This window comes from Hyphomicrobium sp. DY-1 (genome assembly GCF_047497105.1).
Classification (GTDB): domain Bacteria; phylum Pseudomonadota; class Alphaproteobacteria; order Rhizobiales; family Hyphomicrobiaceae; genus Hyphomicrobium_B.
Genome location: NZ_CP134870.1, coordinates 431,220 through 457,090, shown reverse-complemented (window position 1 = coordinate 457,090; position 25,871 = coordinate 431,220). Strand labels below are relative to the sequence as shown.

The window sequence follows — 25,871 nt, the reverse complement described above, 5'->3', positions numbered from 1 at the left end:
TTCTCTTCGCGATCAACCGTCAGGGCAGAGTTCGAAGGCCTTATCGAGGGCTTGCGATGGGTTCGAGTATTCGCCAACGGTCACGCCGCCCTTCGCGTACGCTGCAATGTAGGCTGCAGCCTCGCGTTTTTCGGAGCCTTCGTTGACGTCAAGCACCGTATAATTTTCCTGCGCATCCGCTTTGGCGCGGATAATAACCGAGTGGCCGCCGCCATAGCTCGCCGTCCAGACTTTGCACTTCGGCTTTACGCCTGCAGCCGGGATCATCATCGCGGTCTTGGTGCCGCCGGACAGTTTCGCGGCAGCAGACTGCTTCTTGTTCGTCTTCGACTTCAACGGCTCGACCTGAGCGGAGGTATCAGCAGTCGCGGCTTCATCGTCGGGCGACGTCGAGGCGTTGATGACCTTGAACGACGTTGTCGACGTATTGGCGGCCGGTTCGCCGACGGCGGGTGCATTATCCGCCGGCGGGATCAGCGATTCAGCGCCGAGGCCAGAACGCTCAAACGAACCGGATTTCCGCGCTTCCTCAACCGCGCGCTTGGCGAGCGCCGCGCCAGAAATATAGGGACCCGTGTTAGCCGAGCTGTCGTCGGCCGAGGCGACTTGCGTTGACGTGGTGTCCGCAGGCGGCGTCTGCGCGGCAACCTTCGTGCCGCCGCCCGGCTGGGCGAGGGCCATCAGTTCAGGCTGCGGATCAGGGCCGCGGCATGGGCTGCCGTAGAATGCTTCGACGAGCCCTGCGATTTCGCGGCTGTAGCGCCGCGAGCCGGGCGCCCATTGCTTTGCAAGCTGATCGTAGGTGACAGGACCGTGCAGTGATTTCTGCCAGTCCGTCAGAATACCCCACTCCTGAACCTTCCGCGTGCGCTCGGCGACCGGATTGTCGATGTGTTCGCCGGCGTACATCAAGAGATGCTGCAGATGGGCTTCGACGCCCGTCGCGACATTCGGAAAGCTTTCGCCGGGCACATTCTTGCCCGTGGCGCCCATGCCGGCGAAGTTGTTTTGCGTCGCCTTGACGTCGCCTTTGAACGTCAGGTTGCCGGTTTCGAGCATCATCTGGAAGAAAGCGATATCCCAGCGAATTTTAAGCTCGTTGCCGATCCGCATGTAATCGGCGGCGATCGTCTGAAATTTCGGATCGAGATCGCGATTGCGGCTTTCGAGAAAGCCCATCAAGCGTCCAGGCGTGGCGCACACCGGGACCTTGTTCTTTGCGCTGATTTCGACCTGAGGAAGTCCCGCAGCCTTTACAGGCAGCGACGTGGCAGCCAATGGCACGGCTGCAGCCAAAGCGAACGCAAAAGGCGTCCGAACGCGGCGAAGCATGGTTACACCCATTTGCACGCGGCACCCCCTGTCGAGGCGCCCAACAGAACTATTAACGTTCGTAGGCGCTTAACGTTAAAAAAGTGTTTATGAGCCCCCCATTTGGACCCGATTCAAAGGTCGCGAACTATTTGGGCGGTAATGAGAACAGCGCGCGGAGACATTGCGGCGGCGCTGAGGTATTTGCCGCGCAGGAAACGACTTAGTCGTGCTCAAGTCAGATGCTGGCCGCCGTCGAGGGCAATCATCTGGCCGGTGAGGGACGGCGTCGCGAGAATAAATCTCACGGCGGCGGCGATCTCATCCGTAGAGGCGCCGCGTCCCAGCAATGTCGACCGGCTCTCGCGCTCGAAATCATCGTCCGTCTGGTGAATGCTGCGCAAAACGGGGCCGGGACCGATGGCGTTCACGCGAACCCGGGGGGCGAGCGCTTGCGCCAGCGTTCGCGTCGCCGTCCAGAGGCCCGCCTTCGAGATCGTGTAGGAAAAGAAGTCCTGCGTCAGATTCCAAACGCGCTGGTCGATGATGTTGATGATGTTTCCTTCGCTGCCCTCCGGCAGACCCGCGGCAATCGCCTGGGCCAAAAACACCGGCGCTTTGAGATTGATGCCGAGGTGGAGATCCCAAGTCGCGTTATCGAGATTTTGAACCGTGTCGGGCAGAAACTCGGACGCGTTATTGATAAGCACGGTCGGCGAGCCGAAGACCCGCTTAACGTCGGCAACGAGGGCGCGAGGCGCTTCAGAATCGATCAGATCGGCTTGAAATGCTTGTGCACGGCCCCCCTTGGACTCGATTTCCTCGACCAGCAGCAGGGCCGCTGGCGTCGATTTCCGGTAATGGATCGCAATCGTCCATCCCGCGCGCGAAAGATCGAGGGCGAGCGCACGTCCAATGCGCCGCGCCGCGCCGGTAATGAGGACGGTACCGGGGGGGCTGTCGGGGTGATTCATGTCTTTGACGGCTTATGTGCGAGCGAAACTGAGTGCGTTGTAACTGCCACAGATGATTCCTGACGAGACGTCACGACGAAGCGTGTTCAGATAGTTTCTCATTTGGTGTTCAATTTGCTTTTGCTTTTTGCAAGGTGCCTCTAAGTTGGCTTTTGCCGCAGCACTGACGTGCTTAATTTCAAGGCATATCGACAACGCGCAGGCTTCTTCTCTCGGCAGCGTTGCACGCAGGTAACATACGCCTGGCAAGTCACACAGTGTTGCTCCTAATCGCTTGTGCGGTCCCATCAAAAAAGTTTTCCTAATCTCAGAGCGGTTGAGAGTCGCGTTGTCCGCAATAGAGCGGGTGTTGCGAGCCGCAGATCTGGGACGGGGGTTGTCTTATGAAGAACATTAGAAGTTTCTTGGGCGCTGCAGGCGTGGCGGCTGTCGCCGCGCTGGGCATGTCAACGGCAGCGCTCGCCGATGACGACGGGGCGAACAAGTTCGGTTACTCGATCACCATCTCGGGCACCTCGGACTACATGTTCCGTGGTATCTCGTTCACGAACGAAGATCCGGCCTTCCAGCCGTTTATCGAATTTACCTACGGCAATCCGAACCTTACCTGGTACTTGGATTTCTGGGGTTCGAACATCGCCGATCCGTTCGGCCCGTTCGAGTTGGATATTTATGCGGGTGTCCGTCCTGTGACCGGTCCGGTCAGCTGGGACTTCGGCATCCTATACTATACGTATCCGAACAACTCTATCGGTTCGCCGAAGGCATGTGCTTTGGGCTACTGCGCGGACAACGAAGGCGATTATATCGAATTGAAGGCTGCCGCGTCGATCACGCCCTTCACTAATTTTACGACCGGCGCAACCTTCTATTATACGCCGGATCAAGGCAACAACTACGGCGAGACGTGGACTATCGAAGGTAACGCAGCCTATACACTGCCAAACTTCTACATGTTCACGCCAGTTGTTAGCGGTGTCGTCGGCTACACGAGTGGCATCGGTGACTCATCGCCTGGACTCGGACAGCATGATTACACTTATTGGAACGCCGGTTTGAAGCTGTCAGTCGACAAGTATTTTATGGACTTCCGTTACTGGGATACCAGCATCGGAAAGAACGCTGCTGACGGCTTTGATAACGATCTGGCCGACTCGCGTTTCGTCTTCACGGCTGGCGTAAACCTCCCGTAATTACGTAAGTAAAACAGACCCTAATCCCGTCGCAGATGGCCGGAGCCTTCCTCAGGGCTCCGGTTCCATTTTGTGGCGGGATTGCTCTTTGTGCAGATAATGTTTTTCACCAAGCGAATTGCTCAAGGCCGCTTGAGAATTGCCGCAACTCAGCTCAGAGATTGTAGTGAGGTTTCTGGCATCGTGCGGTCCGGTCCGTGCTTCTAACGGTCGTTGCTCTCGTTTCTCTGACCACTATTGCCGCCGCGACCATCGTCGTGCCGCGGCTCGTGCCGCATCATGTCCGCTTGGCCGATAATCCAGACCGTCCGCGCGCCTTCGGGCACGATATGGCTTGGCTTGCGATCAAATCGAACGATCGAGCGGCCGTAGCGGCAGCACTCGGACTTGTCCGGCTTCGCCCTGCAAACTGGAATTCTGGCGTCGGGGCAATTTACGATTCGGAGATCTCGAACGGGCTCGTTTTCATCGCCCCTCCGATCAAGGGCTGGACTCTCGTCGCTGCCGAGTCGCTTCCTATTCCGTCCAGTGAGTCGTTTATCGATAAGATGACGCCGCTGCTTCGACATCTCGCGATCGAATTCCCGGCCGTCCAGTATTTCGCGTCGTTCCCGATCATCGACTTCTACGCCTGGGCGCGCTTTGAAAAGGGCCGGCGCGTCCGTGCCTTTGCGGTTGGCGATGGAGGCGTGATCTGGAATGCCGGCAAGCTGTCGCAGGAAGAACGTCAGCTCGGCCTGTCGTTCATCGAAATCAGGGGCATCCGCGACCGCCACGGTGACCTCGGCGGCGAGCTACAACTCTACCCGACCGAAGAGCACGTCTCCGCGATTTCCGGCGGCTGGAGCATCAATCCTATGGCGATCGAATCGCTGCGGGCGCCCACCAGCGTCGGCTGGATCGCCGATGCACCGCGTTCCTGGCGACCTGAGCGCATTCGCAAGGTCGCCTGACGCCGATCACGCGAGGAGCGGGGAAGGGCACGGCGCGCCTCGTTGGCCGACACCAATCACACGACCTTCGGAGCTTTACTGCGTGCTGCGCCCGTAATTGTAATTCATCTGCGGCCCTGGCAGATGGTCGCCGCCTTGTGCATTGTTTCCCGGTGGCGTCGGCAACTGGATCTGCTGTTGGTTCTGCCAGGTGCGCGCCGTCGAGCGGGCTGGCGGCACGAAGACTTGGTTGGCCGTGCAGAGATTGCGTCGCGTTTCGTTCTGGCCGCAACGGCGCGGTGCGCCGTCCTTCGTCAGGCAAAGCCGCACTTCCCGCAGCATGCCACCTGCGCCGCCGCAGACGACGGTCATCATATCGGGACTGAATCGAGGGTTGGCCTGCAGGAAGACCCGTTTGACGTCGGCCGCCGACAAGATCTGCGACTCAAACGGATTGTTGAAGCGCTCAGGAATGTTGATGCCGTCGAACAGGCGGCGTGCCAGCGCGAAGTACTGCATCGGGTTGAGACCCGAGCATGTCCCGTGGGCGCGGTACTCGTGAATGACCAAGCCACGGCTAGGCATGATGTCGAGCATGTTGTTGATCACGGGATCAGGAACGAACGGCCGCCTCGGCAGGCGGCAGTTCGACGGATAGCCGCTGTCATACTGTGGCCAGAGACCATGCAACACGAACGAGTAGCGACGGCCGTCGCGGCGATTGCACTGCGTGTCGTCATCGCGTCCCTGGTCGGAGCAGTAGGTCGGGCTCCATGAGAGAACCAGCGCGTAGTAATCGAACTGGCCCGGAACGTTTCGCTGATCGCTATCGTCGTCGGAGTTCTCGTTCCAACGGTCGTCGTCGTTGTACGCCTGTTTGTTTCGGGCATCGCGGCCGGAGCGATTGGAATTTCCGTTGCCGCTCGTACCGGCGCTGGATCCTGTTGTTCCTTTGCCACCGTCGGCGGTGCGGCCGGGCAACGGATATATCTCGGGCCGCTCGCTCATAAAGTGGGCAAAGTAAGCGCCGAGAGCCACGAGCACTAAAACCGTCAGAAATAAATGAGGTTTGAGCATTTCTCTTTCTCTGACATCGCACGCAAGATGCGGCGTGAGCGGACGGTTTCGGGAGCCTCACGTACCAGGTTTGGCGAGCGCTGCAAGAATACGCGCCCAGCTCCGCGCACCCTTCTCGAAGCTTCGGATATTGTATTTCTCGTTGGGCGAATGAATGCGGTCGTCGTCCAATCCGAAGCCGACCATCAGGCTGTCCATGCCAAGCGCATCGCGGAACGAAGAGACAATCGGGATCGAGGCGCCGCTGCCCATCAGCACCGTGGGCTTGCCCCATTCTTCTTCCAGCGCCTTGGCCGCCGCGCGCATCGTCGGGTCGTTGGTATCGAACATGATCGCGCCTGAGCCGTGATGGCCGAGCCAGGTCGCCTTGCAGTCGGCTGGAATAAGCGTCGCGACGTAATCGCGGATCGATTTCATGACGTGCTCGGGATCTTGGCCGGACACCAATCGGCACGTGATCTTCACCGAGGCTTTCGCCGGGATCACGGTCTTCGAGCCGATGCCCTGGTAGCCGCCCGTCACACCGTTGAATTCAAGCGTCGGGCGCGACCACAGTTGCTCAATGACGGAGCGGCCTTTCTCGCCTGCAGGCACTGACAATCCAACCGAGCCGAGGAACGACTGCGCGCGCACGCCAAGTGCCTGCCACTGCGCGAGCTGCTCTGCTGTCGGCTCTTGAACGCCGTCGTAGAATCCCGGAACGGCGATCTTGCCGGTATCGTCGTGGAGTGCGGCCATCACCTTCGCCAGCACGCGAATGGGGTTCGCGACGGGGCCGCCGTAGATGCCCGAATGCAGATCGCGCGTCGGTCCGGTAATGACGAGTTCGTCGCCGACAAGTCCGCGCAGCATCGTCGTGATGGCAGGGGTGTCCTTGTCCCATTGTCCGGTGTCACAGACCAGAACGAGATCGGCCTTGAGTTCATCGCCGTGCGAGGCGAGGAACGCCGGCAGCGACGGCGAGCCGCACTCTTCTTCGCCCTCGATCAACACCGAGACGGCGATCGGCAATTCGCCCGCGACCTTCTTCCAGGCCCGCGCCGCTTCGAAAAAGGTCATGAGCTGACCTTTGTTGTCTTCTGCGCCGCGCGCCACGATCACCTCGCCGTTGACGAGATCGCTTTCGATCCGCGGCTCGAACGGCGGCGTTTTCCAGAGGTCGAGAGGATCCGGCGGCTGCACGTCGTAATGTCCGTAGAACAGGACGTGCGGCATGTTGGGGTCGCGCTTCGGCCGGTCATGCGCCACGACCATCGGATGGCCGCTTGTTGGCACAACCTTGGCTTCCGCAAAGCCGATGTCTTTTAACGTCGCCGCGCACCATTCCGCAGCCCTGAGGCAACTCGCCTTGTGGCCGGGATCGGTCGAGATGCTGTCGATGCGCAGAAGCTGGAACAATCGGTCAAGTCCGGCCGATTTTGACTGGCCCAAGGTATCGAGAACGGTTTCGAGCTTGCTCATTGCGACAGACTTTCCGACGTGTTGCCAGCGGGGCAGGATGAGGCGGCGCTAGGAATGCGGGGCCTCATTTGCTATGGCACCTCTCCCTGACGCCCATCACTCCTGAAAGGAATGATGGGCAGCAAAAAGACCGCATCGGAGGTCTGATGGCACAGCCGAACGCCGACGGCAAAAAGAAATGGGTTTACGCTTTCGTACCTGGAAGGGCCGAAGGCAGCGCCGAGATGTCCGAACTGCTGGGCGGTAAGGGTGCCAATCTTGCCGAGATGGCGGCACTCGACCTCCCAGTGCCGCCCGGATTCACGATCACGACCGAGGTTTGTAAGGCTTTCTTTGCCGCAGGCCACCAGCTGCCGGAAGAGCTGAAAGGCGAGGTGCTCCAGGCGCTCGACGCCGTCGGCGAGACCGTGTCGGCCAAATTCGGCGACGAGACGCGGCCGCTGCTCGTTTCCGTCCGCTCCGGCTCGCGTGCGTCGATGCCCGGCATGATGGATACGATCCTCAATCTCGGTTTGAACGATAAAACGGTCGAAGGGCTCGCCGCGCTGACTGGCGACCCGCGCTTCGCGTTCGACAGCTATCGCCGCTTCATTCAAATGTACGGCGACGTCGTCCTGGGTGTCGATCACGGTGCGTTCGAAGATATTCTCGAAAATTTCAAGAACCTGAACGGCTTCGCCGCCGACACCGACCTCGACGCCGAAGCCTGGCACGAAATCATTGCCGACTATAAGGCCGCGATAGAGCGCGAGCACGGCGCGCCGTTTCCGCAGGACACCAGCGAGCAGCTCTGGGGCGCCATCGCCGCCGTCTTCAATTCCTGGGACAATCCGCGCGCGGAGACGTATCGCCGGCTGCATGACATTCCTGAGGATTGGGGGACCGCCGTCACCGTTCAGGCAATGGTTTTCGGCAACCTGGGTGACAACTCCGCGACAGGCGTCGCCTTCACGCGAAACCCATCGACGGGCGAGAAAGAAATCTTCGGCGAGTATCTTCCCAATGCCCAGGGTGAAGATGTCGTCGCCGGCATTCGCACCCCGCACGCGTTGACGAAAAAGAGCGCAGCCGGTGAGGCCGAGACGTCGCTAGAAGTCGCGATGCCCGACGTCTTTGCCGAACTCAAGAACATCTTCGACCGCCTGGAACGCCATTATCGCGACATGCAGGACGTCGAGTTCACTGTCCAGATCGGCAGGCTCTGGATTCTGCAGACGCGGTCTGGAAAGCGCACGACGGAAGCCGCGCTCCGCGTTGCCGTCGATCTGGCGGCAGAAGGCCTGATCTCACAGGATGAAGCCATTCTGCGCGTCGAGCCCGCGCAGCTCGATCAATTGCTGCACCCCGCGATCGACCCGTCGGCCGACCATGACCTGATCGCCAAAGGCTTGCCCGCGTCTCCTGGTGCCGCATCCGGAGAAATCGTTTTCCATTCTGAAATGGCCGAGGCTCTGAAGGCTAAGGGCCGCGACGTCATCCTCGTGCGCTCCGAGACGAGCCCGGAAGACGTTCACGGCATGCACGCAGCCGTCGGGGTTTTGACGGCGCGAGGCGGCATGACGAGCCACGCCGCCGTCGTCGCGCGCGGCATGGGCCGGCCCTGCGTCTCTGGCGCCGGAACCCTTCGCATCGATGCCAACGCCGGCACCATGCGGGCCGGCACGCGTACCTTCAAATCCGGCGACATCATCTCGATCGACGGCAGCTCCGGCCGCGTCTACGCGGGCAAAGCCAAGATGCTGCCGCCGCAGCTTTCCGGCACGTTCGCGACCGTCATGGAATGGGCGGACAAGACACGGCGCATGAAAGTGCGCACCAACGCCGACACGCCCCGCGACGCCCGCCAGGCCCGCTCGTTCGGCGCCGAAGGTATTGGCCTCTGCCGCACCGAGCATATGTTCTTCGAGGAAAAGCGCATTCTTGCCGTCCGCGAGATGATTTGCGCGGAAGACGAGGAGGGCCGCCAGCAGGCGCTCGACAAGCTGCTTCCCGTCCAGCGCGCCGACTTCGAAGAGCTGTTCGAGATCATGGCGGGCCTGCCGGTCACAATCCGCTTGCTCGATCCGCCGCTGCACGAATTCCTGCCGCACGAAGATCGCGAGGCCGCGCAGGTCGCGGCCGCGTTGGGCATGGATCTGATGCGCCTGAAAGCCCGCGTCGCCGAGCTTGAGGAATTCAACCCGATGCTTGGGTTCCGTGGCTGCCGTCTCGGCATCAAGTTTCCTGAGATCACGCGTATGCAAACGCGCGCCATCTTCGAAGCGGCGATCAATGCGCAGAAGAAAACGGGCGACGCGGTCCATCCCGAAATCATGATCCCATTCATCGCCTATCGTCGCGAGTTCGATATTTTGCGTGACGTCATCACGGCGACTGCAAAGGCCGTGGAACAGGAGACGGGCGTCACCATCCCCTACGCCGTCGGCACGATGATTGAGTTGCCTCGCGCGGCGTTACGCGCCGCCGATATCGCTGCAGGCGAGAAAGGGGCCGACTTCTTCTCCTTCGGCACCAACGACATGACGCAGACTGTGCTCGGCCTGTCGCGCGATGACGCCGCGCCAATTCTATCGAACTACCTTGAGCACGAAGTCATCACGACCGATCCGTTCGTTTCGATCGATCAGCTCGGCGTCGGCGAATTGGTGAAAATCGGTGTTGATCGCGGCCGGTCCGTCAAGCCAGGCATCAAGACTGGCATCTGCGGCGAACACGGCGGCGATCCGAGGTCGATCTACTTCTTCGAAACGGTCAATCTCGACTACGTATCGTGCTCGCCGTATCGCGTGCCGATCGCGCGTTTGGCAGCAGCACAGGCAGCGATCCGCAGGAAACGGCGCGAGCAGGCGGCGTCCTAGAGCGGCCCGTTTTCGTGCCTGTCGATTTCATCGAGTGTCGGCCGGCGCGGCCGCGGACCCTTGTTTCGCGGCAAGAGCAGCAGCCAAAGTGCGAACGGCGGCACCAGGAAGCTCCACGCTGTCCAGTACGACAGATCGCGATTCTTGATGCCTGCGAGGACGGCCGCAAAGACCGAGGCTGCGATTGCGATCCCGCCCCAAAGCACGATCCATTGCATTGCCATCGACATGCCGATTCTCCCAAACCCGCGCCCGAGACTCAGAGTTTCTACCACAGTCAGCCAGATGCGAGCCGACTATGGCGAATTCAAGCAGGGCGGCCGGAACTCTTTTGCGGTGCCGAGATGAAATCAAGTCCCAGGTCGAGAACGGGCGCCGAATGCGTCAGCGCACCGACCGAAATCAAATCAACGCCGCTTGCGGCAATTTCCTTGACGGTATCGAGGTTAACGCCGCCCGAGGCTTCGGTCAGGCAGCGCCCGGCGACCGTCGCGACGGCCGCTCGCAATCCCTGCGGGGTCATGTTGTCGAGCAGCACGCAATCGACCTTTTCCCGCATGACGACGTCAAGCTGTTCGAGTGTGTCGACCTCGACTTCGATCTTCGTCATATGACCGGCCGCGTCGCGGGCAGCCTTGATCGCCTCGGCGACACCACCGGCGGCGACGATGTGATTGTCTTTGATGAGGATGGCGTCGAATAGCCCGAAGCGATGGTTGTGGCCGCCGCCGCAGCGCACCGCGTATTTTTCGAAGACGCGAAGTCCGGGCGTTGTCTTGCGCGTATCGACGATTTTCGCCTTCGTTCCTGCCGTCGCTTCGACATAGCGCCGCGTCAGTGTTGCGATCCCGCACATTCGGCCCATGAAATTGAGGGCGACGCGCTCGGCCGTGAGAATGGCGCGGGCATTGCCGCTAATCCGGGCAACCGTATCGTCGGCAACGATGCTTGCTCCGTCGTCGATATCGACCTCAAAACTGCAATCGGGATCGAGTTCCCGGAATGCTGCTTCGGCGAGCGCGATCCCTGCAACGACGCCGGGCGTTCGCGCCACAAGCAGCGCATCCGCACGAACGTCGGCACGGACGGTCGCATTCGTTGTAATGTCGCCGCTGAGGCCGAGATCTTCGGCAAGCGCAGCGCGAACGGCGGCAAGAACAAGATTATGGGAAAGCATCATTGGCGAACTTGCGGGACTTTGATCATGAGCATGCGGCGAGGGGTGGCGCCTCGGAGCGTTGTTTTGCGGAGTCATTCATCGCATCGAGGTCGGCGAGCATTATGAACGTACGCTGCGCGAGAGCTGGATTGGTTTGCGGATAGTCGACGCGATAGTGGCCGCCACGGCTCTCAGTGCGAAGCAGCGCTGCCGCCGTAATCAATCGCGCGGCCAGCAGCATGTTGGATAGTACGCGATCATTGGCGTTGCTCGTCTCGAGCGCTTTCAGTTCGGCGAGTGCCCTTTTTAGACCGCGACTGGAGCGTTGAACGCCAACGTGCGTCGTCATGATATTGCGCAGCGTCTGCATCGCTTCCTTCCGCGAGGCCGTATCCGCCGCCCGGCCGCTGCCGGGAATGCGGTGCGGCACCACGAAATGCCCGACGCGATCATGCGGAAGCAGCTTGCGGATATCGTTCGCGACACGCGCGCCAAAGACGACGGCTTCCAGTAGCGAATTTGAAGCCAGACGGTTGGCGCCATGAAGGCCCGTCGATGCAACCTCGCCGACGGCCCAAAGACCCGCAAGGCTCGTGCGGCCACGCACGTCAGTTGCAATGCCGCCCATGTGATAGTGCTCGGCCGGAGCAACCGGAATAAGATCCTTCGACGGATCAATGCCGGCGCGCTGGCAATGTCCCCAGACGGTCGGAAATTCTTTTTCGAAATGCATGCCGATCGCAGCACGGCAGTCGAGATAGACACGGCGTCCGGCAGCGAGTTCGTTATAGACGCCGCGCGCAACGACATCTCGTGGGGCAAGCTCTCCGCGTGGATCAATGGACAGCATGAAGCGCTCGCCGTCCGAATTGACAAGCGTCGCGCCTTCGCCGCGCAATGCTTCCGTCGCCAGCGGAGCGGGATCGATGCCCGCATCGATTGCAGTCGGATGGAACTGCACGAATTCCGGATCGGCAATAACCGCACCGGCGCGCGCCGCCATCGCCAGCGCTTCACCTTTGGCGTAGGAGGGGTTTGTCGTCAGTGCGAACAACGCGCCGACGCCGCCCGTTGCCAGCACCACCGCTGAAGCAGGCACGAAGGCATAGCGGCCGTTGCCAAGCGCTGTCGGACGGATCAGCCGAACGCCTTCGATGCGGCCATCGGCGACGATGAGATCATCCGCTTCGTAACCTTCCAGCACACGGATTGACGGCGTCGCGCGAACCGCTGCGATCAGCGCCTGCATGATCGCCGCGCCCGCCTTGTCGCCGGAGACGCGCACGACGCGCTTTTCCGAATGCGCTGCTTCCTTCGAAAGCACGTAATGGCCTTCGAGATCGCGATCGAACGGCACGCCATAGCCAAGCAGATCGCGAATGCGATCGGGACCTTCCTCCGCAACGAGGCGCGCGACGTCCGGATCGACGATCCCGGCCCCCGCCTCGATCGTATCGGCCGCATGCTTTGCCGTGCTGTCACCTTCGCCGACAGCGGCAGCGATGCCGCCTTGCGCCCACATGCTCGATGCGCCTTCGCCGAGGGGCGCCGCGGCAATCACCGTCACAGGCAGCGGCGCAAGCTTCAATGCCGTAAACAGACCCGCAAGCCCGGCCCCGATAATGGCGACGTCACCGGGGCCGGGCTCGCCCGTGAAGCCTTTGAAGTCCGTTACGGAATAGCGCTTCTTGTGTGCGGCCATTGAATTGCCCTCCTGGGCGAAGTTGACCCCGGCGCTTCGTTCGTTCTCAATTCGTCAGATTGACCATACGCTCGACCGCACGGCGTGCACGGGCAGCGATATCGGGATCGACCGTCACCTCATGCTGCATATGCACGAGGCTGTCGTAGATGTTTTCCAGGCTGATGCGCTTCATGTGCGGGCAGAGATTGCACGGCCGGATGAACTCGACCTCGGGCGCCTCAACGGCCACATTCGACGCCATCGAGCATTCCGTGACGAGCATCACCTTGCGCGGATGTTCGTCTTTCACCCACTTAATCATGCCGGACGTCGAACCCGTAAAGTCCGCCGCCGCGATGACATCGGGCGGACATTCCGGATGCGCGATGATCTTAAGACCCGGCTCGTCTGCGCGCATGCGTTGAAGCTCCTCGCCCGTGAAACGCTCGTGCACCTCGCACGAACCTTTCCACGTGATCACTTCGACGTTGGTCTGAGATTGCACCCATTTCGCCAGATACTGGTCGGGTATGCACAGGACGCGCGGCACGCCGAGGCTCTCGACGACTTTCACGGCGTTCGCCGATGTGCAGGTGATATCGCATTCCGCTTTCACAGCCGCCGACGTGTTGACGTAGGTCACGATCGGCACGCCCGGATAAGCTTCGCGAAGCATGCGAACGTCTTCCGGTGCGATCGACGAGGCCAACGAACAGCCCGCATGCATATCAGGTATGAGAACCGTTTTTTCCGGGGACAACAGCTTCGATGTTTCCGCCATGAAGTGCACGCCGGCCTGCACGATCACCTTTGCGTCGACGCGCGCCGCTTCTTTTGCGAGCTGCAGCGAGTCGCCGCGAAAATCCGAAACGCAGTGGAAGATCTCCGGCGTCATGTAGTTGTGCGCCAGGATGACGGCGTTCCGCTGAACTTTGAGTTCGTTGATCGCCTTGATCAGCGGCGCGTAGTAGGGCCACTCCATCGGCGTGATGACGTGCTTCACGCGCGCATAAAGCGGCGCCATCTCCTTTTCGAGGGCAGGCGACCACGAATAGGGCAACGGCTTCCGAGCTTTCTCGCGGGTCGCGGAAGCAGGAGCCAATGTCGAAACCGCAGAAACCATTCTTCGTGCCCTCCACATATGCTCTAAGAGAGCATATTTAGCTTACGAAACGCGCCGGCAAACCTGCCGTGCACACCTCACGCAGGAATGCTCAAAAAGAGCATTCCTGAACGTGTTTAAAATAATAGAGTTGAGAACGAATTTCTAGGGCGGGGGTTCCGCCCCAGATATGAGACGAAAGTCGGATCAGTTCCGGCTTGGCGGCGCTGACACCCGAACGCCGGGAGCAGGGCGCTCCAAAAGCACTTCGCGACGGAACCGGAAAAGCTTGGCCGGTCGGCCGCCGGTGCGCGTCTTGACGTCTCCCGTGGGCTCCACGAGGCCCGCGCCTTCAACCAGGCGCCGAAAGTTCTGCTTGTGCAGGTGCGGGCCGAGAATGGCTTCCACGGTCTTCTGCAGCTCATACAGCGTGAACTCGTCCGGCATCAGCTCGAATACGACCGGGCGATACTTGATCTTGGCGCGTGTACGGCTGATCGCCGTCGCCAGGATCCGCCGATGATCGGCCTGCATCGGCAGACCGAGTTTTGGACGATCCGTCCACTCGCGCGCAGCCGCTCGATCGTCGCGCAGTGCTTCCTCGGCAAGACCTGCCTCGTAAAGCAGCTCAAACCGCTCAAGCACTTTCTCTTCGTCCCAGGCGGTGCCGTCGAGACCAAAGCAGATCCGCGCGCGATCTGCACGCGCGATCGTCGGCTGGGACGTGGCGGCATTGCCGGACGACCGTTCGGCCCATGCCTTGAGACGCGGCTCGATATCCCGGGCGATGATCTCCGGGCGGCCACGGCGCCAGTCTTCCCATGGGAAATACTGGTACCAGCTACGCCACAGCCCATCGGTCAGCCCGTGGTGGCCGATCGCCTGCGTTAAGGCGAGATAGCCGATCGAGATGAAATGCGGAGCCGTATCGCCCGGTTCGGGATGGCGGCCGCGATCGGCGAACGTATAGAGCTGCTCGGCATATCCGAGTTCCAAACCAGTTTGGTCTTGAACCCAAGATCTAAGCCCACTCTCGAGCGTGCGATGCGCACGCGGATTAAATGGCCCGTACGGCAGCATGTCCGTAGCGCCAATGCTGTCCGGTTCGGCACGGACGACCAGCGCCACAGGCTCATTGTCAGACACGGCGACGATCGCCGCGTTCAAGCCAATCCCGACAGACGGCTCATGATCCTGCTCATCTTCAGGAGCTCGCTGAGACTTGTCGGGCGTCGGTTTTCTCCGGCCAGAAAGTTCCATGTTCATGTGTATCTTCCCCGTGCTCCCCATGAGGCGAGCTAGTCGCCGATCATGGCGATTTTCAGATAAGCCTCTGAATGAAAACCGCGAAACAGCCCCAAAAACGCCAGATTGTCAGTGCGGCAACAATTCCGCGAACTTGGCAAGAAAGAGTGTTTGGGCATCACTCGCCGATACGGGTTTTAATACGGCCAGGGCGTTATGAAGTTCCGTTGGTAAATTCGGAATTTCAAAAAAAGTTTCCGCTTCCGACTTTTCGAAGCCCGCTAGACGAGTTGCTTCGTAGTAGGCCGCAACCGTATCCGCCTGTTTAATCGCGCCTGCTGCACTAAGGCTTAGTTCTCGAATTCCGAACCGGCAATAGATCGCTTGGAGGAGTTTGTGTTCGAAGGCCTTATAGTCCAGGCCGATTGCCGTTTTGAACGGACTAATAAGATCACCAATGACGTACTCTGGCGCGTCGTGCAAAAGCGCCGCAAGCAGTTCATTATGCGTGTATTCTGGCTGCAGCGCATGAACGATGTCGGTGACGATAAGGCTATGCTGTGCGACCGAGAATGCATAGGAGCCTTGCGTCTGCCCATTCCATCGCGCGACGCGGGCCAAGCCGTGTGCAATGTCTTCGATCTCGATGTCTTTGGGGTCGGGTGAGAGCAGATCGAGCCGCCGGCCGGAGAGCATTCGTTGCCAAGCGCGCGGTTTCGACTGGTTTGATGACGTCATAATCCGGGGATCTTGAGTTTCTTTTGAAGCTTCGCGCACTGATCATATCGAAAGCACGTCACGAGATGATCATTGACCATGCCTGTCGACTGCATGAAGGCGTAGAGCGTGGTCGATCCGACGAAGCGGAAGCCATCAGCCTTCAGAGCCTTGCTCATTCGTTTTGAGACGTCGGTCTCGGTGCGAATGTCCTTTGAGGATGTTATCTCGTTGACGATAGGTCGGCCATCAAGAAAACCCCACAGATATTGCGAAAACGGCGCGTGCTCCGACAACGTGAGAAATGCCTGCGCATTCGAGATCGTAGCTTCGATCTTGGCGCGGTTTCGGATGATGCCTTCGTTCTTCATTAACCGCTCGACGTCGCGCGCTGTGTAGCGCGAGATGCGCTCGGCATCGAAATTATGAAACGCAGCGCGGAAATTCTCGCGCTTGCGCAAAATGGTGATCCACGACAGGCCCGCTTGAAAGCCTTCCAGCACGAGCTTTTCAAACAGCGCACGATCATCAGTCATCGGCACGCCCCACTCTTCGTCGTGGTAGCGGATGTAGTCCGCGTCAGTGCCGGCCCACGTGCAGCGATGGATCTCTTTCGCCGCCATTACGATATCGGCCGTGTCGATTGGGATGCTCGCGCAGCGGCCGCGGAGCGATAGCGGTTCATCGCATCCTCATCGGGAGCAATCGCAATTCCCCCGGCCGTCAACGGAAGACTTTTCTGCTCTCCCTCGATAACGCGATCCAGCCGAAGCATTGCAATTGCATTTGTTCCGTCCGCCGTTCCGACACGTCCGACAGAAATATCGCCGAGAAGAATTTCCGAATTGGGCTCCAGCGGTGCGTTAGCGGAGATTTTGACGGCGCGCTTACGCACCAGTGTTTTGTTTTGCATCCGCGCGACCACTTCCTGCCCGATGAAACAGCCTTTGGTAAAGGACACGCCATTGAGCAAATCGAAATCGGCTTCATGCGGATAAGCATCGCCGAATTCGTAGTCTTTGCCACCTTCGGGAATTCCGTATTCAATGCGAAGTGCGTCGTAGGCGAGGCGCGAATCACCCTCCGATTCTGCGCCATCGGACGACAAAAAATTTTCATGGGGGCTGGCCAAAAGTCTTAGGCCGATGCCCCGATGACGCGGGTCCGGGAACGAAATGCCGCGCCCTTCCGCGAGCATTTTCGAATCAGTTCCCCACAGTGCGAAGACTTTGAAAGAATCCGAAACATCCGTGATCGTGACGTCGGCGCGGAGTTTATACATCGCCATCCGCTTGGCGAGTTCGGCCGCCTTGGCCCGCGCGACGTCGAGCAGATAGCCGTCGCCGTGGCGGACGACAAAAAAGTCGAAGAGAATTTTGCCCTGAGGGGCGAGCAGGGCGGCGTGCCGGGCCTCCCCCTCAGCGAGGCCCTGGAGATCGTTGGTCACCAGCCCCTGGAGCAGCTTTTCGCTGTCGGCGCCGGTCACGCTGACGACTCCGCGGTCGGCAAGTCGCGCTATCTTTGCGGCAGACATCGGCTCACGCTCGGTTGCAAACGGAAAGAGAGTTACGTATGCGGGGTTCCGCTTGATGGCAAGACTGAGGAGTTCCCCGACATGGCTGAGACGTTCGACCTCCTGATCCGCGGTGCGACCGTCGTCAACCATGACGGCGAGGGCATTCGCGACATCGCCATATCGGGCGGCCGGATCGCGGCAATCGGCGAGCTGGGCTCGGTGTCCGCGCCTGAGATCATCGAAGCCCAGGGCCTGCACATTCTGCCGGGCGTCATTGATACTCAGGTCCATTTCCGCGAGCCGGGCCTGGAGCATAAGGAAGACTTGGCGACAGGCAGCCGCGCAGCTGTCGCAGGTGGCGTCACGGCCGTTTTCGAGATGCCGAACACCAAGCCGCTGACGACGAGCGCCGAGATGCTGGCCGACAAGGTGCGCCGCGCCCGTCACCGCATGTTCTGCGACTTCGCCTTCTTCGTCGGCGGCACGCGCGACAACATCGCCGACATCCCGGATTTCGAGAAGCTCGAAGGCTCGGCCGGCATGAAGGTCTTCATGGGCTCATCGACCGGCGATCTTCTGGTCGATGACGGCGTCTCGCTAGACAAGATCATCGCCAGGATCTCGCGCCGTGCGTCGTTTCATGCCGAAGACGAGGCGCGGCTGAAATCGCGGATGCATTTGCGCCGCAAAGGCGATCCGTCTTCGCATCCCGAATGGCGTGACCCCGAGGCTGCTCTGATCGCAACCAAGAAGCTCGTCGGCCTTGCTGAGAAGCACGGCAAGCGCGTCCACGTTCTGCACGTCTCGACGGCGGACGAAATGGACTTCCTGATGCATCACAAGAATTACGCGACCGTAGAAGTCACGCCGCACCATCTGACGCTCGAAGGCCCCGAGTGTTACGAACGCCTCGGCACCTATGTGCAGATGAACCCGCCCGTCCGCGACGCGCGCCATCGTGCAGCGATCTGGGCCGCGCTCGAGTCCGGCGTCGTCGATGTGCTCGGCTCCGACCACGCCCCGCACACACGCGAAGAAAAAGACCACGTCTATCCCGATACGCATTCGGGCATGACGGGCGTGCAGACGCTGGTGCCGATCATGCTCGACCACGTCAATGCCGGACGCTTGTCGCTTCAGCGCTTCGTCGATTTGACGAGCCACGGCCCGCAGCGCCTGTTCGGCATTCGCGGCAAGGGCCGCATCGCTGTCGGCTACGATGCCGACCTGACCGTCGTTGATTTAAGCCGCACAGAGACGATCTCGAACGCCTGGATCGAGAGCCGTGCCGCCTGGACGCCGTACGATGGCGTCGAGGTGAAGGGCTGGCCGGTCGGGACGTTCGTCCGCGGCCGGAAGGTGATGTGGGAAGGCGAGATTGTCAGTCCCGCCCACGGGGAGCCGGTCGGCTTTCTCGAAGGCTACGCCGGCTAAGCTTCCAGGGCTCAGCCGTCACGGTCCGCAACGCGCGACAGGTTCCCCGGCAGCCGCTTCAGGACGTACACCGTCGTCCCGACATCGGCGATGCTTGCCAAATGCATCACGTTGGCGTTCGTCATGCGGATGCAGCCCGACGAGGATGCCGTCCCGATCGACGACGCATCGTTCGTGCCATGAATGCGATAGAGCGTGTTGCCGAGATAGAGCGCCATGGCGCCGAGAGGATTGCGCACGCCGCCCGACATCCGGACCGGAAGTCCAGGCTTTCGAGCCCGCATTTCAGCAGGCGGAATCCAGTCGGGCCACGCAACCTTCTTCGAGATCTTTTCCGTGCCCGACCAAGCAAAGCCCTGCTTGCCGACGGCGATCGGATAACGGTAGGCGGCTTTCGACGACAGCACGTAGTAGAGGTGCCGCCCGGCCGTATCGATAATGATCGAACCCGGCGCATAGCCGCTGGGGAACGAAACCTTCGGCGGCGCCTTGGCCGCGATGCGCGGCTGGCCGCCGCCCGTCAGCGATTGCTTGTTGTCGGCACGCTCGTCGTCTTCATCGTCGGTATCATGCGACTTTTGCGGGCGGCCCCAGTCCCAGCCCATGCCGAACAGAGCTTGGCTGTTGTCGGCATCGGTTTTCGCGCTGGGCTTGCGGGCGAATTTTTTCGGCGGAACGTAGCCGTACGTTTCGTCGGCCGGATGAAAGGCATAGGCCGGTGCGGCCAGGACGCAGCCAAAAATAATGGCCGCCAAAAGCGACAAACGTTTCATGAAACTAAACCCTCGCTCTTCACGTAAAATGTGACAAGCGGAATACAGTCAAGCCGCGGCGGTGACCACCCCTCTGCGGCAATTGGACGGCATATGCAAGCTAAGCAACGGAAAGCACCAACAGATTAGGTGCCCTTCCTAAACAGCGTCCATGTCCCATCGGCTGAAATCACGATGCGCCACCAGAGCCAGCGCTTCTTCTTGCGCATTTCCGCGGCGAGTTCTGGTGTCACCAGTCGATAGAGATCGACTTGTTCGGCCGGTGTCAGCTTGTCGAGCTGGCGCGTCGAGAGATATGGCCAGACGTAGATCAGATTATTCTCGATGTCGTTGCCGAACGGCAGTGTCGACGGCGGCATGTCCAGCATTTCGACGATCGCCGCGAGCGTATCGCGGCCCAGTGGATCAGCCGACCTGTCTTTCAAAACTTTAATGGGATCGGAGCGTGGCGAGATGCCGAGATCGGGAATGTTGCCGCTGACCTCGAAGGCCGATTGCAACTCGTTGATATCGCCCGAGCGCGCCGCCGTCAGGATTGCGTCGCGCACATCGGCCACATGATCGGGAAGCTTTGGACCGCGAACACCTTCCGCGTGCGCCCTTGAGACATAGACAAGCGCGCCGGCCGCAACTACGAGTAGGAGAGTGCGCGCCATTGTCGTCAAGGACGCTGACGGGACCAACTGCTGATGTCTTTTCCACACCGCTCGGGGGAGCGCTTGCCATCGCTGCTGCTGCGCTTTCCTCCCGTTCCGATCGATGCGGAGGATGCGCGTCTGCCTGCCGCCGCTGGTGAAGTCCACGTCCGACATCGAGCTTCTGCCCCTTGCTGAGTTACATCCCCAATCCGCTCATCATTCCGGTCGGCCTGATTGTCGGAATGCTCATTGCGGCCCCGGTCGGCCCTGTCAACGTTCTGTGCATCCAGCGGGCGATCGAACGCGGCTTTTGGGGCGGCATAGCGGCCGGCATCGGCTCGGTGACCGGAGACGCCCTGATCGCGTTGTGCGCTGGCCTGGGCGTCGGCTCAATCTCAGGCGTCGTCGAAACGCATCGCGCCATGATCCAGGTGGTCGGCGGCGTCGCGCTGGTGGCGTTCGGAATGCGTCTTTATTTCAGCGCCCCGCGGCTCAAACTGGACACCGATGGTTCTTCTGCCCGTTTGAAGGATTTTGTCTGGGACATCCCGCAGACTTTTTTTCTGACGATCACCAATCCGGGAGCCGTCCTCGGGCTTTTCGCGGTTTTCGGAGGCATCAGCACGTTCGTCGAGGTTCACTCGACGATCGATGTGCTTCTTCTGGTAGCGGCAATTGCCAGTGGCAGCATGCTGTGGTGGGTCGCGCTCTCGAACCTGATCGGGCGCTACCGTCACCACATCGATCTGCGCATGCTCAACCGCATCAACCGGATCGCGGGCCTGCTGCTCGCGATCTTCGGTGCGGTGCTGATCGCTGAAGTCATCTGGAAGGCTGGACGTTTCTGACGCCGCTTCCCCGATTGCGGCGCTTTACTGGTCGCGCCGCGCCAGCGTGAATTCCCCCTCGACGACGCGCTTCTCCAGACCGCGCGTCAAATGAATGACGGCGTCCTCGCCATAGATCGCGACGAGATCGGTGAGCGCAGTGAACAGAGCCGCGTAGGCCATCTGCTGCGGCTCAACGCCGGTATCCACCCCTTCATCCCAAGCAGCGAGGATTAGATCGAGCGCCTTTAACGTCGGATTTTTCGTATCGAGATCCTCGAAACACTGCATACCGTTTACAATCCTTCCCTCAACCCTGACCGCCACGCACGGGCGGCCCCCATCCATTGTCACCTAGCACGACAATTTGCGGTAGGTCGTAGCTGCCACTATTCACAGTAAACCGGCGAGAAACGATATGCGCCTCTCGCGACCGGCTTCACTGACGTTTAGTTGGGGAAAGCCTTCAGCATCCCATCCGAAAGCTCAGACCCTTCCGACAGAAATCGCGTGATGGCCGTTTGTGCCGACGGGCTGCAGGTATTGTAGGTTCGGCTGTAGCTGCGATACCCCTGGTTGAAGGCGCGCGTGAGTTTCGCGCGTCGCAGCGCCGTCGAGCCTTCGGCATTCATCAAGTCATGCATACGGTCGCGCCAGTATTGGCCTTCGTTGGCACCGCAGAGTTCGCGAAGATAGTGAATGGCGCCCAGAATTTCGGAAAGCCGCATCAGGCGGTCGTCATAGGGCTTGCTGTCGGATGCTGCGAATGCTTGCCCGCCGACTGCTGACAGGGCCAGCATCAGCATAACAAGGTATTGGCAGAGCTTGCGGCAGTGGCGTGTCACGCGGGCGTCCAGCACGTTGAGGTTCGCTCAGTCAAAGCCGTCCCTGGCGGCGAATCCGTCAACGCTTATAGTCCGGAATCATAAGGCATCAAAAGGACGGCCCTTCGTGTGTGCGCGCTTTAGTCTGATATCTTCACCGGAAGCTGTGCGCGCATTCTTCGACGCACCGGCCGTTGACGATTTCCCGCCACGCTACAACATCGCGCCGACGCAACCCGTTCTGATTGCACGCAACGATCTCAAGGGCGTCCCCGAGCTTCGGCTGGTGCGCTGGGGTCTGATCCCGTCATGGGTACGCGACCCGGCGGCGTTGCGTGCGCCATTGATCAACGCCCGTGCTGAGACGGCTGCCGAAAAACCAGCCTTTCGCGGCGCGCTGCGCCATCGCCGCTGTCTCATTCCAGCGACCGGCTTCTACGAGTGGAGCGGCAAGCGATCGGCGCGGCGGCCGCATCTTATCCTTTTGAAAGACCAAGATCTTTTTGTCTTGGCCGGGTTGTGGGAAGACTGGCTCGGTGCCGACGGCAGCGAGATCGAGACGGTGACGATCCTGACGACCGCTGCAAACGCTGATATGGCGCCGATCCATGACCGCATGCCTGTGATCATCACGCCAGAAAACTTTGAGCGCTGGCTCGACTGCCGCTCGGGCACGGCTGAGCATATCCTCGACCTGATGAAGCCTTTCGCCGCCGGGCTCCTCACCATCACGCCCGTCAACCCCGCACTTAATGATGTTCGCGCCGAAGGCCCCGACCTTCAGACACCGGCGGCCTTTGGTCCGCTACTTTAAGAGCAGGCCTTCTTGGCAACGGATTGGGAGGGAATTGCTGTGTATCTGCCGCTTGCGACTCGCCCCCGAAATGAAACGGCGCTAACCTAAATGCTGTCTTAAAAGTCAAGACCTTGCCGACATAGGCAGGTACATAGCTTCGACTTGCTTGGGGTGTTTGGGTTTGCGAGGCGCGCGGCGACGGACGGCGCGGAGCGACAGAGGGGAGACGACGACATGGCGTATCACGGCGAGGATCTCGATCTCAGGACGTCGCAGACCTGGACACCAAGCGAGGTCATTCTGCCGGCCGATGCGGCACTGTCGAACGGTAAGCGCGGGTCGCTTCTTGCCGGTCCTGTGCTGGTCGATGACACCGTTCTTGCCTGCTTCAATCAAGCCTATGACATCGCCGCAGCGCATCGCGCCGGAGAGGTTCGCGTCGAACATCTCTTGAATGCCATGACGCGCCTTGATGCCTCTGCGGCAGCCCTAGAAACACATGGCATCCGCGTCGTCGCCCTGAAACGCGAGACGGCGGCGATCATCGCGGGCGATATTCCGGCGATGCCGGGAAGTGGCCCGGTTTCCCCGCGCCGCTCGGAAGATTTGGCGGAAGTGCTGAAGTTTTCAGTTGCGCTCGCAGCACGTCGCAACACGGCGGTATCGGTCGACGACCTTTTACAAGTCCTCTTCGATCACCGCGGCGAATTCGGCGCCTCGGAACTGCTTTTGCGCTTTGTCGCGCGCGCCGAACCATTGCCGCCGCTGACGCGCCCTGAGCCCCGCTATGCGGCGCCACCGCGTTATGCGGTCGATTACGGGCGTCCCCTTTATCGCAACGAATATCTCGGCACTCAAACAGATGCGCTGCAGAATTCTCGCATTGAATCGCTCGAACAAGCTGTGCGGGCGCTGGGGCAGGATCTCTCCAACGAGCGGCACGCCATCGCGAGCCTTGTACGGGACTTCGCGCGCGATACCGTCGCCCACCAAGACGATCAGGGCCGCACCCACGCACTGCTGATCGACCGGATCGGCTCGCTCGAATCTGCGTTTCGCGAAGGGGGCGCCGCCGGTCCCGTCGCCGCCGTTGACACGTCGGGGCTCGTCGCAAAACTCGGCGACATCGAAGCCGCGCTTGAGCTTCGCCTTCAGGAGATGTCGCAGTCGTGGTCGGTGCTTTCGACGCGGCTGCAGGAACTGGAAGAGGCGATAAAGCAACGCCCTATCCAGACAGAAGGCGGCACCGCGCTCGAAGACATTCGTCAGGCCGTTGATTTGAAGCCAATCAGCGATCGCCTCGACATCATCGAAGAGGCGGTCCTCGGTAGCCATCAGAGCGGCTTCGTCGAATTGGGCGATCGCCTGTCCCGCCTCGAAGACGGCGTCGGCCAAGTCCTCGCGACGCCGACGGGCGATGGACGAACCGATGAAATCATCGGCGGCATCGACCGCATCCACGGACTGTGGGGCAACATCGAAGGCCTGTCGGGCAACGTCGCGAGCCTTGCAGGAAACCTTGAAAGCCTGACGGGGAACGTCGCCGGTCTATCGGAAAAGTTCGACGGCCTTTCCGGCAAGGTGGATACGCACTCAGGCTCGCTGACCGAGCTTCTCACCAATCTGTCGGAACGGGTGAAGGGTGCCGAAAGCGCGATCGCTGCCGAGATCGAAACGGCCGCGGCTAAGCATCAAGCCTACACGCAGGACCTCACCGAGGTTCATGAAGCGCTTCTCAAGGTCAATCAGAACCAGCACACGCTCGCCGGCGCGATGGATCAATGGCGCACCGATTCCGCAAGCGACGTCGCGGCCATCATGAACCGGCTCGGTGAGATCGACCGCGATACCGCGCTTCCGGCTGAGACCCTGAGCGCGTTGAACACGCACATGGACCAGATGAACAAGTTCATCATCGAGCGGTATCATCGCCGTCATCGGTTCATGTACTGGCTGTTCGGCACCGACGATTGGATCAGCGCCAGCTGGCCCTCGACGAAGGCGAAAATCGAGACGGATCAGCATCGCCTCAAGGTCGTCGAGCAAACGAAGGCCTAACAGCATCCTTCGTCCCATTCTGGAACACGTATTCACCATGCTTTGATTAAAGGCCTTGAGCCTGGCGGCACCCGCGTGCTCTCATTAACGAAGCGTTAACCGGCTTTGTTTGGGGAGCAGGAATGTTGCGTCGGTACCTGATCACGAACGGAATCAGCACGGCATTGCTATATGGCGGCATCTACGCTGCCATTCCCTCCATCGTGCATGCTTTGGGGTCGGTGCAGGACGCATTCAACGGGTTCGTGGCGCAAAGCCCGATCCTCGCACCGCTCGTCAATAAGATCGTTGTGATGGTCAGCAGCCTCTAGGGCTGCTCACGAGGCGCTGCCGCCCGCCGCAACCGGTCGTTGATAGCTTCGCCGAGGCCCTTCTGAGGAATAGGCGTCACCGCGATGGAGTCCGCCCCGGAGGCATCGAGCGTACGCAGCGTCGCAAAAAGATTTGCCGCCGCCTCGATCAAGTCGCCGCCCTCGCTGATGTTGACGAAGGCGCGTGCCGGGTGCTCCGAGATCGCACCGAACGCCATCACTGCTTCGCTCGGTTTCCACTCATAGGCATTCAGACGCAAACGCGCGCGTGGCGCATAGTGGCTCGCAAGCTGCCCCGGTGACGTGAGATGATCGCCTGCTTCTTCGCGCCGTAGCAGGCGCTCTCCGATAACTTCTTCGATTGCTTCCGCGGGGATGGCGCCGGGACGCAACAGCACCGGTGCACCGTCGACAAGACTGACCACCGTTGACTCGAGCCCGAGTTTCGTCGGGCCGTCATCAAGAATGAGCGCGGCCTTGCCGCCGATGTCGGCCGCAACATGCTCGGCGCGTGTCGCGCTGACGTGCCCCGAGCGATTGGCGGACGGGGCCGCCAGCGGACGATGGGCTTCCGCGAGAAGCGCGCGTGCAACCGGATGATCAGGAGACCGCAGTGCAACGGTCGGAAGTCCTGCCGAGACGAGCTGACTGACGTCCGTCGTCTCGGTGCGCGGCACCACGAGCGTCAAAGGACCGGGCCAGAACGCCTCTATCAGACGACGCGCAGCAGGCGAAAGCACGCCGATGATGAGTGCCTGCTCCAGTCCGAGAACATGTACGATAAGCGGATTGAAAATCGGCCGGCCCTTGGCTTCGAAAATGCGAGCGACCGCTTCACCATTGGTCGCGTCGGCACCGAGTCCGTAGACGGTTTCAGTCGGAAATGCGACGAGCGCACCCGCTCGGATCATTTGTCCGGCTTCGGCAATCCATTCTTTGTTGGCGGGTACGATCCTGCCCAGCATTTGGTATGTCACCTGG

Annotated in this window: 25 protein-coding genes; 8 read left to right on the top strand and 17 right to left on the bottom strand. The window is 60.6% G+C overall.

Features of this window, described 5'->3' with window-relative positions:
• Nucleotides 1-12: 12 nt before the first annotated feature.
• Both RLW41_RS02140 and RLW41_RS02135 read right to left on the bottom strand, forming a co-directional pair.
• Nucleotides 13-1,332 (bottom strand): glucosaminidase domain-containing protein, encoded by a 1,320-nt coding sequence (locus RLW41_RS02140; protein WP_414463280.1) that lies wholly within the window; start codon nucleotides 1,330-1,332, stop codon nucleotides 13-15.
• A gap of 212 nt (nucleotides 1,333-1,544) precedes the next feature.
• Nucleotides 1,545-2,285: an SDR family oxidoreductase gene (locus tag RLW41_RS02135; protein ID WP_414463279.1), complete on the bottom strand. Its 741-nt coding sequence runs from the start codon at nucleotides 2,283-2,285 to the stop codon at nucleotides 1,545-1,547.
• 383 nt (nucleotides 2,286-2,668) lie between these two features.
• Here RLW41_RS02135 and RLW41_RS02130 point away from each other — a divergent pair, with 383 nt between their 5' ends.
• Both RLW41_RS02130 and RLW41_RS02125 read left to right on the top strand, forming a co-directional pair.
• The gene (locus RLW41_RS02130; protein ID WP_414463278.1) at nucleotides 2,669-3,478 is read left to right on the top strand and encodes a TorF family putative porin; all 810 of its coding nucleotides are present in this window, start codon (nucleotides 2,669-2,671) and stop codon (nucleotides 3,476-3,478) included.
• A 197-nt stretch (nucleotides 3,479-3,675) separates the two neighbouring features.
• Entirely contained in the window at nucleotides 3,676-4,431 is a 756-nt protein-coding gene (locus tag RLW41_RS02125; RefSeq protein ID WP_414463277.1) for a hypothetical protein, read from the top strand.
• 75 nt (nucleotides 4,432-4,506) lie between these two features.
• Here the strand turns inward: RLW41_RS02125 and RLW41_RS02120 are convergent, their stop codons facing one another.
• A complete protein-coding gene (locus RLW41_RS02120) occupies nucleotides 4,507-5,487 on the bottom strand; it encodes a ribonuclease T2 family protein (protein WP_414463276.1) in 981 nt (326 codons plus the stop codon).
• A 57-nt stretch (nucleotides 5,488-5,544) separates the two neighbouring features.
• Nucleotides 5,545-6,948, bottom strand: coding sequence for a dipeptidase (locus tag RLW41_RS02115; protein ID WP_414463275.1), 1,404 nt, complete (start codon nucleotides 6,946-6,948; stop codon nucleotides 5,545-5,547).
• 146 nt (nucleotides 6,949-7,094) lie between these two features.
• Here RLW41_RS02115 and ppdK point away from each other — a divergent pair, with 146 nt between their 5' ends.
• Nucleotides 7,095-9,806, top strand: a complete 2,712-nt coding sequence (gene ppdK / locus RLW41_RS02110) for a pyruvate, phosphate dikinase (RefSeq protein ID WP_414463274.1) — start codon at nucleotides 7,095-7,097, stop codon at nucleotides 9,804-9,806.
• Here ppdK and RLW41_RS02105 read toward each other — a convergent pair.
• The 8 genes from RLW41_RS02105 to RLW41_RS02070 form a co-directional block, all read right to left on the bottom strand.
• Nucleotides 9,803-10,036 carry a hypothetical protein gene (locus RLW41_RS02105; RefSeq protein WP_409560662.1) on the bottom strand — a complete coding sequence of 78 codons (234 nt, stop codon included), beginning with the start codon at nucleotides 10,034-10,036 and terminating at the stop codon, nucleotides 9,803-9,805. The genes ppdK and RLW41_RS02105 overlap by 4 nt on opposite strands.
• A 77-nt stretch (nucleotides 10,037-10,113) precedes the next feature.
• A complete protein-coding gene (nadC, locus tag RLW41_RS02100) occupies nucleotides 10,114-10,986 on the bottom strand; it encodes a carboxylating nicotinate-nucleotide diphosphorylase (RefSeq protein ID WP_414463273.1) in 873 nt (290 codons plus the stop codon).
• A 22-nt stretch (nucleotides 10,987-11,008) separates the two neighbouring features.
• Complete coding sequence (locus RLW41_RS02095; protein ID WP_414463272.1) at nucleotides 11,009-12,667, bottom strand: L-aspartate oxidase; 1,659 nt, start codon at nucleotides 12,665-12,667, stop codon at nucleotides 11,009-11,011.
• A gap of 46 nt (nucleotides 12,668-12,713) precedes the next feature.
• Nucleotides 12,714-13,772, bottom strand: coding sequence for a quinolinate synthase NadA (gene nadA / locus RLW41_RS02090; protein ID WP_414463271.1), 1,059 nt, complete (start codon nucleotides 13,770-13,772; stop codon nucleotides 12,714-12,716).
• 186 nt (nucleotides 13,773-13,958) lie between these two features.
• A complete protein-coding gene (locus RLW41_RS02085; RefSeq protein WP_414463270.1) occupies nucleotides 13,959-15,017 on the bottom strand; it encodes an NUDIX hydrolase in 1,059 nt (352 codons plus the stop codon).
• Nucleotides 15,018-15,125: 108 nt separating this feature from the next.
• Nucleotides 15,126-15,734 (bottom strand): hydrolase, encoded by a 609-nt coding sequence (locus tag RLW41_RS02080; RefSeq protein ID WP_414464643.1) that lies wholly within the window; start codon nucleotides 15,732-15,734, stop codon nucleotides 15,126-15,128.
• Nucleotides 15,731-16,336 carry a DNA-3-methyladenine glycosylase I gene (locus RLW41_RS02075; RefSeq protein ID WP_414463269.1) on the bottom strand — a complete coding sequence of 202 codons (606 nt, stop codon included), beginning with the start codon at nucleotides 16,334-16,336 and terminating at the stop codon, nucleotides 15,731-15,733. Before RLW41_RS02075 ends, RLW41_RS02080 begins: the two co-directional genes overlap by 4 nt.
• Entirely contained in the window at nucleotides 16,336-17,247 is a 912-nt protein-coding gene (locus tag RLW41_RS02070) for a YgfZ/GcvT domain-containing protein (RefSeq protein WP_414463268.1), read from the bottom strand. Before RLW41_RS02070 ends, RLW41_RS02075 begins: the two co-directional genes overlap by 1 nt.
• 81 nt (nucleotides 17,248-17,328) lie before the next feature.
• Between RLW41_RS02070 and RLW41_RS02065 the strand changes: the two genes are divergently transcribed.
• Complete coding sequence (locus RLW41_RS02065) at nucleotides 17,329-18,663, top strand: dihydroorotase (protein ID WP_414463267.1); 1,335 nt, start codon at nucleotides 17,329-17,331, stop codon at nucleotides 18,661-18,663.
• Nucleotides 18,664-18,674: 11 nt separating this feature from the next.
• Here the strand turns inward: RLW41_RS02065 and RLW41_RS02060 are convergent, their stop codons facing one another.
• Complete coding sequence (locus tag RLW41_RS02060) at nucleotides 18,675-19,436, bottom strand: L,D-transpeptidase (RefSeq protein WP_414463266.1); 762 nt, start codon at nucleotides 19,434-19,436, stop codon at nucleotides 18,675-18,677.
• 125 nt (nucleotides 19,437-19,561) lie between these two features.
• Nucleotides 19,562-20,092 carry a hypothetical protein gene (locus RLW41_RS02055; RefSeq protein ID WP_409560654.1) on the bottom strand — a complete coding sequence of 177 codons (531 nt, stop codon included), beginning with the start codon at nucleotides 20,090-20,092 and terminating at the stop codon, nucleotides 19,562-19,564.
• Nucleotides 20,093-20,262: 170 nt separating this feature from the next.
• Between RLW41_RS02055 and RLW41_RS02050 the strand changes: the two genes are divergently transcribed.
• Nucleotides 20,263-20,922, top strand: coding sequence for a LysE family translocator (locus RLW41_RS02050; protein ID WP_414463265.1), 660 nt, complete (start codon nucleotides 20,263-20,265; stop codon nucleotides 20,920-20,922).
• A gap of 24 nt (nucleotides 20,923-20,946) precedes the next feature.
• Here RLW41_RS02050 and RLW41_RS02045 read toward each other — a convergent pair whose 3' ends face one another.
• Together RLW41_RS02045 and RLW41_RS02040 are read right to left on the bottom strand one after the other, a co-directional pair.
• Entirely contained in the window at nucleotides 20,947-21,192 is a 246-nt protein-coding gene (locus RLW41_RS02045) for a hypothetical protein (protein WP_013948581.1), read from the bottom strand.
• A 158-nt stretch (nucleotides 21,193-21,350) separates the two neighbouring features.
• The gene (locus RLW41_RS02040; protein ID WP_414463264.1) at nucleotides 21,351-21,746 is read right to left on the bottom strand and encodes a TIGR02301 family protein; all 396 of its coding nucleotides are present in this window, start codon (nucleotides 21,744-21,746) and stop codon (nucleotides 21,351-21,353) included.
• A 106-nt stretch (nucleotides 21,747-21,852) separates the two neighbouring features.
• Here RLW41_RS02040 and RLW41_RS02035 point away from each other — a divergent pair, with 106 nt between their 5' ends.
• The 3 genes from RLW41_RS02035 to RLW41_RS02025 all read left to right on the top strand — a co-directional run bounded on the left by RLW41_RS02035 (nucleotide 21,853) and on the right by RLW41_RS02025 (nucleotide 24,890).
• Nucleotides 21,853-22,539, top strand: a complete 687-nt coding sequence (locus tag RLW41_RS02035; protein ID WP_414463263.1) for an SOS response-associated peptidase — start codon at nucleotides 21,853-21,855, stop codon at nucleotides 22,537-22,539.
• A 216-nt stretch (nucleotides 22,540-22,755) separates the two neighbouring features.
• Nucleotides 22,756-24,579, top strand: coding sequence for a Clp protease (locus RLW41_RS02030; RefSeq protein ID WP_414463262.1), 1,824 nt, complete (start codon nucleotides 22,756-22,758; stop codon nucleotides 24,577-24,579).
• Between the two features lie 122 nt (nucleotides 24,580-24,701).
• The gene (locus RLW41_RS02025) at nucleotides 24,702-24,890 is read left to right on the top strand and encodes a hypothetical protein (RefSeq protein WP_409560650.1); all 189 of its coding nucleotides are present in this window, start codon (nucleotides 24,702-24,704) and stop codon (nucleotides 24,888-24,890) included.
• Here the strand turns inward: RLW41_RS02025 and RLW41_RS02020 are convergent.
• Nucleotides 24,887-25,855, bottom strand: a complete 969-nt coding sequence (locus RLW41_RS02020) for an L-threonylcarbamoyladenylate synthase (protein WP_414463261.1) — start codon at nucleotides 25,853-25,855, stop codon at nucleotides 24,887-24,889. The two genes, RLW41_RS02025 and RLW41_RS02020, sit on opposite strands and share 4 nt — an antisense overlap.
• Nucleotides 25,856-25,871 lie beyond the last annotated feature (16 nt).